The sequence below is a fragment of the Streptococcus sp. 53 genome (assembly GCF_013276565.1).
In the GTDB taxonomy this organism is placed as follows: domain Bacteria; phylum Bacillota; class Bacilli; order Lactobacillales; family Streptococcaceae; genus Streptococcus.
This window is the reverse complement of sequence record NZ_VMLG01000031.1, coordinates 1-10,078: the sequence shown is the minus strand read 5'-3', so window position 1 is coordinate 10,078 and position 10,078 is coordinate 1. Positions and strand designations below refer to the sequence as shown.

Sequence of the window (10,078 nt, the reverse complement as noted above, 5' to 3'; positions counted from 1 at the left end):
TTTTCTGCTGTTGTGGCTGATGCGATTAAGCCATCTTTGGCTTGTTGTAAAGCTGTTTTTTTGGCATTAACTGTTGCTAAAGTATCTCTAACCTCTGCTACAGTTGCATTTTCATTATCAATAACTGTTTTTGCTGCTTCAATCGCTTTAATAGCTTCTTGTTTTGCTGCATTATAAGCAGTAGCAGTATCTTGAGTCTTCCCTGGTGTTGGATCTTCGTTCACTAAACCATCAAGTAAAGTTTTTGACTCTATTAAACCTGTTTTATCAACTCTTAATGCCAATTGTTTCGACAAAGTTGACTCTAAAACTTCTTTATATTCTGCTGTCTTCTTAACATCCGTACTCGTTACAAGTGTCTTAACTTTTTCTAATTCTGCTAAATACGCATCTTTTGTTTCATTTGTCTTTCCATCTGTATCTGCTGTTTCAGTTGCTTTTAACTTATCATAAATACGAGATAATAATTTTTTTGCGATTGCACCAGTATCTTGATTAATATTGAAGTCTAAACCGGTGATTGGAAGTGCATATTGAGCAAAACGAGAGTGATAATCCATCCCCAAGTATCTGTCATTAGCCGAACTAATTCTAACCTTATATGAATTAGTTCCCACTGGCAAAGTAATCTCTTTACTAGTAAAAGTTCCTCCAGTTCCTAAAGGTTTATATTTGTCTTGAGACAATTCTTCTAATGCAGCAGCGGCAGTTGTCACTCTAAGACTTCCCTTAGCAGGTTTACCATTTACTGCAGCTACAACTGTTTTCTTCGCATCATCTACATTAACTCCAGGGTCAAATTCAGTAGAATATACCAATGATTCTGAACCATTAACTTCACTAAATACCTCTACTTTGTATTTGGCTCTTGACTTTTGTCCGTCTCCTTCCATAAGCCCGCTATATCCAGTTTTAAACTGTACATTTACTTTTGTCTCATCTTGAGAATGATATACTTTAAATCTCTTTTCAATACCTTTATAACCTTTTACACCTATCGAAACAATTTTTCCCATACTATCTTTCTGGTTAGATTCATACGGTTGACTATTATAAGATTCTTTATTTTGAGTAGCTTGAGTTCTCACTTCTGATAAGAATAACATATAATTTCTATCTCTATTAAATGACTGTTCTTCTAACCAAGCTGTTTTCGAAGCACCAACAACGTTTACCGTTTCTATTGGAAAAACGCCTTTCTCCGTTTTTCTTGCTATAGCAAATTTCCCTGCGCTTCCATCTTCTTGACTTACTGCTTTCCAGCCACCAAATTCAGTAATTTCAGCAACTCTTCCAGCTGTAACTCCTTTTTCATCCCCTAAAGTATTCATATCTTGTACTTTTTTATTATTCTCAATATAGTTAGGCAATGTTTTTAATTTATTAGTTAAAGTAGCCAAATCAGCATTCTCTGCAGGTGCTTCATACGTTTGATTCGCAGACGGGTCATCATTTGTAGTAGTTGCACCTGTACGGAATGGATTATTGGTATCTAATGCTTTTCCATTACGTTCATCTTTAGAACCTGAGTTTGGAATAGAATTTGATTCTGTGGCTTTTTCAGTATTTGTTGCTTTAATACCTACAGTAGCTTTTCCATTTGTCGTATCAACTGCTGGTGCTTCTTTTTTCTCTTCTGGTTTTGTCTTCAGCTGTGTAGTTGCTGTAACAAGCTTATTGTATGCTCTAGTTAATTCTTCTTGTGTTTTTGCATTGTTTAATACAGCATTAGCTTCATCTAAGGCTGTTTTTAATTGATTCACACTATCTTCTGTTTTAGAAGCATATTTCCCGTTCGTAAATTTCCCATCAATATCTTCAATTAATTTTGTTAAGGCTGTTTTATTTAGAGTTTCTTTTGAGCTTCCTACCACATCTCCCTCTGGTTTATTCTCAACATTTGCAGCAGAAACTGAAGTATTAGTTTCTTCAGTAGACACACCTGTAGTAGATGAGTTACTCAATATAACAGGATCAGGAGTTTGTTTATTCTCATTCACACCCACTACATTTTGACTTTGTTCAGCCGCTTGTACATCTTCAACTGAACTAACCGCAAAAAAGACTGACCCTAATAAGACAGATGCAGCACCCATTGAAAATTTGCGAATGGAGAAACGTTGACGCTCATTAAATTTAAATTGTTTCATTGTTACCTTTCTTTTTATCTTATTCAAAATATCTCAAAAGCATATTGTACTCTAAGATTTTTAAAAATAAGAAGCGACCTCCTTATATCTTTCAGAAAGTAAGAAGCCTAGAACGATTTTATAATTTTATAACCTATTATATCAATTTTTATATCATTTGAGTATTAAAAACTCTTAAAAATATTGATTATATACGAGAGGTAACTTCTCAAAGTAATTTCCACCATAGCGGAACTTAATCTGAAACACTTTCAGATAAGGGGATTTTGTGCGCTCTTTTTTTCGATTCCTTTCGGCTACAAAATCTATAAAATCAAGCATGTTTAAAACCAGTGGAACTTACCCTGACACGGATTTCCACTGGTTTTTAGGATTTTTATCAGACTAACTTCCACTTGGATTAGCGGTGGAACTTAGTTTGGGAATTTAGCCTTTTTTGCATTTATACATTAGTTGAGCTAGTCATACGAAAAATATGAATAGTCTTCATTTTTAATTGTTCTTATTTTTCAAGTAAGCTGAGCGCTTCAGCATCCGCAATAATGGTCACATCAGGGTGATTTTGTAAGCTACTTGCTGGTAGAGACTCAGTAACTGGGCCAGACACTGTTCCAGCGATGGCTTCTGCTTTTGACTCACCATAAGCAAAGAGAAGGATTGACTTGGCATCCAAAATGTTTTTAATCCCCATCGAAATGGCTTGGGTAGGGACATCTTCAATCTTGTCAAAGAAGCGTGCATTGGCTTCAATAGTAGACTGGTCCAGTTCGACTAGATGCGTTTGACTGTCAAATGGAGTACCAGGCTCATTAAAGCCGATATGCCCATTGCGACCGATTCCCAAGATTTGCAGGTCAACTGGATGGTCAGCCAAAATTTGGTTGTAGCGTTCAACTTCAGCTTCAGCATGATCCTTAACCCCACGAGGCAAGAAACTTTCTTTAAATGGTTTTTGGTTGAACAAGTTTTCTTGCATGAAGTGACGGTAAGACTGAGGATTGTCGCCATCAAGGCCTACATACTCATCAAGGTTGACACTGGTTAGATTTGAAAAATCAAGGTCACTCTCAACGATTTCCTTGTAAAATTCAAGCGGGCTACTTCCTGTCGCAAGTCCTAGAGTTTGAGCGCCGTTGTCCAATTTTTCCTTCAAAATCTCAAAAGCAACTTTTCCACCTTCGATTTGGTTTTCAACTTTAATAACTTTCATCTTTTCATCCTCCATTTCTGTCTATATTTATTATATGGTATAGACCAATTTTTGTCAAGTGAAAACGATTTAATTTCTAAAAAAAGAGCGTCCAAACTTGAAACATGTTATAATGGATAAGATTAGAACTTAGAAAGAATGAACAGATATATGAATACAGCTGATTTTGATTTCCACTTACCTGAGGAATTGATTGCCCAAACACCTCTTGAAAAACGAGATGCCTCTAAACTCCTCATCGTCAATCGTGAGACGGGAGAAATGCAGGATAAACACTTCCACTCTATTATTGATATGCTGGAACCTGGTGATGCCCTTGTCATGAACGACACCCGCGTTCTCCCTGCCCGCCTCTATGGTCAAAAGGAAGAAACTGGAGGTCATGTGGAACTACTCCTACTCAAGAACACTGCTGGCGATGAGTGGGAAGTTCTGGCTAAACCTGCCAAGCGCCTCAAGGTCGGTACTCGTATCATCTTTGGTGATGGTCGCCTCAGCGCTGTCGTTACGGAAGAATTGACTCACGGAGGCCGCATTGTCCGCTTCGAATACCAAGGAATTTTCCTAGAAGTTTTGGAAAGTCTGGGAGAAATGCCGCTACCACCTTATATCCACGAAAAATTGGATGACCGTGAACGCTATCAAACTGTTTACGCCAAGGAAAGTGGCTCTGCTGCAGCACCGACTGCTGGTCTTCACTTCACCAAAGAACTGCTGGCAGAGATCCAAGCTAAAGGTGTTCATCTAGTCTATCTGACGCTTCATGTCGGACTCGGAACCTTTAGACCCGTTTCAGTTGACAATCTGGACGAACACGAAATGCACTCAGAATTCTACCAACTTTCTGAGGAAGCTGCTGCCACCCTTCGCTCTGTTAAGGAAAATGGAGGCCGTGTCATCGCTGTCGGAACCACTTCTATCCGCACCTTAGAGACTATTGGTTCCAAGTTTAATGGGCAAATCCAAGCAGATTCTGGCTGGACCAATATCTTTATCAAACCTGGGTATGAGTGGAAGGTCGTAGATGCCTTCTCAACCAACTTCCACCTGCCAAAATCAACTCTGGTCATGTTGGTTTCTGCCTTTGCCGGCCGTGAATTAGTCTTAGATGCCTATCACCATGCCATCCAAGAACACTATCGCTTCTTTAGTTTTGGCGATGCCATGTTTATCTATTAATTTACATAATCAAAAAACGCATATTATCAGGTATAAAACCTTGATACTATGCGTTTTTGTAATAGATAAATAGTTAATCTTTATTAAAGCTCGGATCTTTCAAACTCTGAACACTGGCATTGATCACCGCGCCTAGGATAACAATTTTAGCAATCAAGATAAACCAAAACATCATAACAACAAGAAGAACGGAACCTAAAATTCGGACATCCACTAAATGATGGACATAGTAATTGAGATAACTAGAAAACAGAGTTAGTAGAACTAAAATCACTAAGAGAACAAAGGCACTGCCTGGTAGGGTATAGCTAAGCTTCCTGTTAGATAGATTAGGAAGAAAATAATAAAGCATAACCAAGATAGCAAAGAGGAGGGCGTAAGTCAGAGGACCTGCCAACCCTTGTAAAGCCTGATAGATAATGCCATCTTTTGTCCAATAATGAGCAAGTAAATCCAAAATCATCTGCCCAAATACGCTCAAAAACAAGGCAAACGCAAAAAGGAGCTGCAAGCCAAAACTGACTAGGAGACTCACCATCTGATGGGAAATAAGTCCACGACTCTTTTCAACGCCATAAGCCTTGTTAAAAGCTTTTTGCAAGAAATTCATAGATTTTGAAAAACTCCATAGCGCCGACAAGACAGAAAAACTCAATAAACCTGTTGAAGGTTGCGTCAAGACTTCTCTGGCTATTTTTTCCACACCTTCATAGAGGCTTGGGGGCAGGACGTCTTTCATAAAGCCCAGAAATTCTCCCACAGGAATCTGAAAATAAGGGAGGATATTGACCACCACCAAAAGAAGTGGAAAAATCGAAATCAACCAATAGTAGGCTACTGCGACACTGGTCAACTCACTATCTGATGCTTGATAATAATGTAAAAAAGCTTTTACTAAAGGCTTGTCTATCAGCTCGTTCCACCACTTTTTCATGTGACACTCCTTCACTTATAATCTTATACTCAATGAAAATCAAATAGCAAACTAGGAAACTAGCCGTAGGTTGCTCAAAGCCCTGCTTTGAGGTTGTAGATGAAACTGACGAAGTCAGTCACATATATAATCCAAGGCGACTCTGACGTGGTTTGAAGAGATTTTCGAAGAGTATTAACTAATTTCTTCTTACCAATTCCACCATATCATAAGGCAGGGTATTGGCAGCTTCCTTCAGAGAATAGTTCTCTAAGTTATTGACATTTTGTCGCAACTTCTTGGCATACTTGGTCGTAATCAATCGTTTTTCTTCGTATTCGAAAATCAACTTGCGCTCCAGATAATAGCCTCTCAGCATTTCATCAATATTATTAGGTTTGATACGTGTAATAACCCGTTCGACAAAGGCACCACTGCTGATAATAGCTGTTTCACGAAGACGAGACTCCTGCATAAAACTAATCAAAGAGCGTCTATAGACTCCCTTCAGGTTTTCCAAACTTTCAATAATCATCTCTGTATTGGCAAGATAGAGCTCTGCAATTTGGTCATAATCAAGAGCACGGAGACGGCTTTGCTCCTTGTCCTTCCAGCTACGGAAGGTCTTTCCTAAGGTAAATACTTCGTGAAGCAGAAAACGTAAAATCCGCAAAGAAACAAGGAAATAATAGGTCAATCGTGATGCAAATTTACGATTGATGCCTCGTTCTATATTTTTCAGATAACGTTGGTAAACTCGGTAAGCACGATTGCTAATGTTCCCCTCTTCATAGGCCTGTTCCAATCCATCACTTTCAATACTAAGAATCAAGAGTTTCAAAGCAGCCCAGTCTTCTTGAGCCCCCTTATTTTCTTGACTCAGGATAAGATTTTCAATACGTCCATGATAATTGTCAATAGCCGCATAGAGAGGAAGCTTATTCTTATGAGTTTCAAGTTCTTTTTCTAACTCCGAAGTAACCTCATTCAAAATGGCGATATGCATGAGATAATCCTTGCTTTCTTCCTGTTCATCAGAAAAATGAGGCAAGACCACGAGACCTGTTAAAAAGCTTACAAGCGTCACACCTGCAACAAGGAAAAGTAAGAGAGGATACTCCTGCTCTAGATTACTTGGTATCAGAAGGATCGTAGCAATCGACACCGTTCCCTTAACACCTGAGAAGGTCAAGAGAAGCATATCCTTCATATACTTATTTAGCTTTTTCTTGAGACGTCGGGTCCTATAGGCATAATAGCCATAAATCATGACAAAACGAATGGCAAAGAGGACAAAGGTAAGGGCAACAAGAGATCCCAATAACAGTAAGGGATTATAGATTGGATTGGTCAAGATAGGCTCTGCTATCATTTCCAGCTCCATCCCTAAAATCACAAAGACAGAACCGTTGAGCATAAAGTTCACTGTGTGCCAGACCGTCTCGGTCACCGTATCCACTTGGGCTTCGAGGAGCGTAATTTTCTTAAAACGGCTTGCCTTTAAAATCCCAGCAACCACAACGGCGATAATCCCTGAAACGTGTACCTCTTCTGCTAGAAAGAAGGTCACCAGAGGCAAACTCAATTCTAATAAAAGTTCGCTGGCAATATCCGTTGCTCGCACACTTAGCAAGAAGCTATGGAGGAAACGGTTGGTCATAGCTGTTAAAAATCCAATTAAAAAACCGCCTAGAATTGAAAAGATGAGCGAACTACTCGCTTGCCCAAGAGAAAAAGCTCCTGTTGTCCAAGCTGTCAAAGCTACCTGAAAGGCAACCAAACCAGAAGCATCATTCAAGAGTCCTTCACCTTTAAGGATATTGGACACGCGCTTAGGAAAGCTAAAGCGCTCCGAAAGAGAGGCAAAAGCCACCAAGTCCGTAGGCCCAAGGGCCGCCCCAACAGCCAAGCAAGCTGCCAAGGGAAGGCTAAGCCAAAGAAGATGGGCCAATCCACCCAAACTCAGGGTCGAGATAAAAATCACTGGGAATATGAGATAGATAATGATTCGCCAGTGTTTTAAAATAGCTGTAATATCAGCTTCTTCCGACTCTCGGAAAAGCAAGGGCCCGATAACCAGTGCCAAAAACAACTCCGTATTGAGATGAAAGTCGGTATTGGGTAAAAAGAGACCAATCACAATTCCCAAAAGAATCTGCACCAAAGGGAGAGGCAAAAAAGGCAGGAGCTTATTGGTTGTACTCGAGACAATCAAGACCAGTAAAAATAGGATAAGGTAAATCAGTAATTCCACGCACGTCCTCCTTAATCTTTTTTACAACAGGATTCAAATATCTCCTTCTGCTCTTTGATTTTTTGGTCAATCTTGGAACAGTCTTTGTGCTCAATTTTCCTCTGACACCGTTCCATCTCAAGAGCAACTAATTTTTTCTTGATTTTAAGCATTTTTTTGCTCATATGCGCTTGGTCTAACATACCCACCGCTCGTTCGTGGTGGGTTGATTCAACAAAATTCTGGCGCATGGCATCCAGCTTTTCACGTAGGTATTGTTTATCCATGTCTATATCTCTCTAATTTTTCAATCATTACTAAAAATGGTGGGTTGTTGACTTGGTTTAAAGTTCGGTAAATAGCAGCTGTGTACTCTTGTTGGTTCAACTGGCTAACAAAATCCAAGACAGCATCCCTCTCGAGGTCGCCTCCTTCATGACCATAATAGATCATGATAGCAATCCGTCCACCTTTGACAAGTAAGCCACACAGCTTTTCTAATGCTTCAATCGTTGTCTGTGGTCGGGTGATGACAGACTTATCAGCTGACGGCAGATAGCCCAGATTAAAAATTCCTGCCTTGGCTTCTGTCACAAACTGATCCAGTGTCTCATGACCTTGCAAAATTAACTGGGCATTTGTCAGGCCAGCTTGGTTCAAACGCTCTTGCGTCTTTTCCAAGGCTTGCTCCTGAATATCAAAGGCATAGACTTTCTTGGCTAATTTGGCTAGAAAAAGCGTGTCATGACCATTTCCCATGGTCGCATCCACTACGATATCGTCCTGAGTTACAACCTCAGCCAAAAAATCATGTGCCATCTCAAGTGGTCTTTTCATATTCAAACTCCTGTTTTACAGCCTTGCATCCTTGCACGCTTCCGCGACGTCGCATCTCCATCTCAATACTGTTGAGGACTTCCCATTTATTGAGGCTCCACATAGGGCCAATCAGCATATCTCTAGGTGCATCTCCTGTAATTCGATGGATGACGATATGTTTGGGAATGATTTCCAGTTGATCACAGATAACCTTTACATATTCGTCCTGGCTCATCAACTGTAAACGTCCCTCGTGATAATCCCGTTGCATTCGCGTATTGGTCATCAGATGAAGCAAGTGCAATTTAATCCCTTGAATATCGTTATCCGTGACACAGCGACGGACATTTTCAATCATCATCTCATGGGTTTCACCAGGCAAGCCATTAATAAGATGGGAAACAATCTCAATCTTGGGATACTTTCTCAAACGCTTGACCGTTTCCACGTACAACTCATAGGAATGGGCACGGTTAATCAGGTCAGAGGTTGTTTCATAAGTGGTCTGCAAGCCCAATTCTACCGTCACATGCATGCGCTCCGACAACTCAGCCAAATATTCGATGGTTTCATCTGGTAAACAGTCTGGGCGCGTTCCAATATTGATTCCTACTACACCTGGTTCATTGATAGCCTGCTCATAGCGCTCTCGGATGACTTCCACCTTTTCATGGGTGTTGGTAAAATTTTGAAAATAAACCAGATACTTCTGAACATCTGGCCACTTGCGGTGCATAAAGTCAATTTCCTTATAAAATTGCTCACGGATAGGCGCGTCCGGTGCTACGATAGCATCTCCAGAACCTGAAACCGTACAAAAAGTACAGCCTCCATGAGCCACAGTTCCATCACGATTGGGACAGTCAAATCCCGCATCAATCGGGACTTTAAAGGTCTTTTCTCCAAAGAGTTTTCGATAATAATCATTCAAGGTGTTATAAGATTTCATAACTTTCATTATAACAAAAAACATCTACAATCTCAAAAGCCTGACTTTCCTATAAATTCCTCTGTTTCTCGTTTCCATTAGCGATTTTTTATGATACAATATGGGTATGATTTTAATGAAATTAGCATCTATTTTATTATTGATACTGACCTTAGTAGTCTGCATTATCATAACCAAACTTTTTAGATTAAAAAAACTAGGACGAAACTTTGCGGATTTAGCTTTTCCAGTCTTGATATTTGAGTATTACCTTATTACGGCTAAAACCTTTACCCATAATTTCCTCCCTAGACTAGGCCTAGCCCTCTCACTCCTAGCCATTATCCTCGTTTTTTTCTTCCTTTTGAAAAAACGTAGCTTTTACTATCCTAAATTCATCAAATTCTTCTGGCGTGCAGGATTCTTATTAACCCTTGTCATGTATATCGAGATGATTGTTGAATTGATGGCACAGAAATAAAAAATGAAATCGAAAACACCTCAATCAAACTAAAATACAGTGATTGAAGTGTTTTTCTTTATATCTTTTTTAATAATTCTTATACTCAATGAAAATCAAAAAGCAAACTAGGAAGCTAGCCGCAGGTTGCTAAAAGCACTGCTTTTAGGTTGTAGATAGAACTGA

At 39.5% G+C, this 10,078-nt stretch carries 9 protein-coding genes; 2 read left to right on the top strand and 7 right to left on the bottom strand.

Annotated elements, in window-relative coordinates; genetic code table 11:
• Positions 1-2,150, bottom strand: a 2,150-nt coding sequence (locus HT722_RS08810) for a YSIRK-type signal peptide-containing protein (RefSeq protein ID WP_173278683.1), incomplete at its 3' end; no start/stop codon positions are given.
• 502 nt (positions 2,151-2,652) lie between these two features.
• Positions 2,653-3,360, bottom strand: coding sequence for a glucosamine-6-phosphate deaminase (locus tag HT722_RS08805; RefSeq protein WP_173278682.1), 708 nt, complete (start codon positions 3,358-3,360; stop codon positions 2,653-2,655).
• A 150-nt stretch (positions 3,361-3,510) separates the two neighbouring features.
• Between HT722_RS08805 and queA the strand changes: the two genes are divergently transcribed.
• The gene (gene queA, locus HT722_RS08800) at positions 3,511-4,539 is read left to right on the top strand and encodes a tRNA preQ1(34) S-adenosylmethionine ribosyltransferase-isomerase QueA (protein WP_173278685.1); all 1,029 of its coding nucleotides are present in this window, start codon (positions 3,511-3,513) and stop codon (positions 4,537-4,539) included.
• A gap of 73 nt (positions 4,540-4,612) precedes the next feature.
• Here queA and HT722_RS08795 read toward each other — a convergent pair whose 3' ends face one another.
• From HT722_RS08795 to HT722_RS08775, 5 genes are all read right to left on the bottom strand, one after another.
• Complete coding sequence (locus tag HT722_RS08795; RefSeq protein ID WP_173278681.1) at positions 4,613-5,473, bottom strand: YihY/virulence factor BrkB family protein; 861 nt, start codon at positions 5,471-5,473, stop codon at positions 4,613-4,615.
• A 178-nt stretch (positions 5,474-5,651) separates the two neighbouring features.
• Positions 5,652-7,706 carry a cation:proton antiporter gene (locus HT722_RS08790; protein ID WP_173278680.1) on the bottom strand — a complete coding sequence of 685 codons (2,055 nt, stop codon included), beginning with the start codon at positions 7,704-7,706 and terminating at the stop codon, positions 5,652-5,654.
• An 11-nt stretch (positions 7,707-7,717) separates the two neighbouring features.
• Positions 7,718-7,972, bottom strand: coding sequence for a hypothetical protein (locus HT722_RS08785; protein WP_173278679.1), 255 nt, complete (start codon positions 7,970-7,972; stop codon positions 7,718-7,720).
• The gene (locus tag HT722_RS08780; RefSeq protein ID WP_173278678.1) at positions 7,965-8,522 is read right to left on the bottom strand and encodes a class I SAM-dependent methyltransferase; all 558 of its coding nucleotides are present in this window, start codon (positions 8,520-8,522) and stop codon (positions 7,965-7,967) included. Before HT722_RS08780 ends, HT722_RS08785 begins: the two co-directional genes overlap by 8 nt.
• Positions 8,506-9,462: a TIGR01212 family radical SAM protein gene (locus HT722_RS08775; RefSeq protein ID WP_173278684.1), complete on the bottom strand. Its 957-nt coding sequence runs from the start codon at positions 9,460-9,462 to the stop codon at positions 8,506-8,508. Before HT722_RS08775 ends, HT722_RS08780 begins: the two co-directional genes overlap by 17 nt.
• A 91-nt stretch (positions 9,463-9,553) precedes the next feature.
• On the opposite strand from HT722_RS08775, the gene HT722_RS08770 reads away from it, so the two are divergent.
• Entirely contained in the window at positions 9,554-9,913 is a 360-nt protein-coding gene (locus HT722_RS08770) for a DUF3397 family protein (protein WP_033676723.1), read from the top strand.
• Positions 9,914-10,078: the final 165 nt, after the last annotated feature.

Bases quoted from the DNA above. Each gene is read 5' to 3' on its own strand.
- HT722_RS08780 (WP_173278678.1), bottom strand. From the start codon at position 8,522: ATGAAAAGACCACTTGAGATGGCACATGATTTTTTGGCTGAGGTTGTA.
- HT722_RS08795 (WP_173278681.1), bottom strand. From the start codon at position 5,473: ATGAAAAAGTGGTGGAACGAGCTGATAGACAAGCCTTTAGTAAAAGCT.
- queA (WP_173278685.1), top strand. From the start codon at position 3,511: ATGAATACAGCTGATTTTGATTTCCACTTACCTGAGGAATTGATTGCC.
- HT722_RS08775 (WP_173278684.1), bottom strand. From the start codon at position 9,462: ATGAAAGTTATGAAATCTTATAACACCTTGAATGATTATTATCGAAAA.
- HT722_RS08770 (WP_033676723.1), top strand. From the start codon at position 9,554: ATGGGTATGATTTTAATGAAATTAGCATCTATTTTATTATTGATACTG.
- HT722_RS08785 (WP_173278679.1), bottom strand. From the start codon at position 7,972: ATGGATAAACAATACCTACGTGAAAAGCTGGATGCCATGCGCCAGAAT.
- HT722_RS08805 (WP_173278682.1), bottom strand. From the start codon at position 3,360: ATGAAAGTTATTAAAGTTGAAAACCAAATCGAAGGTGGAAAAGTTGCT.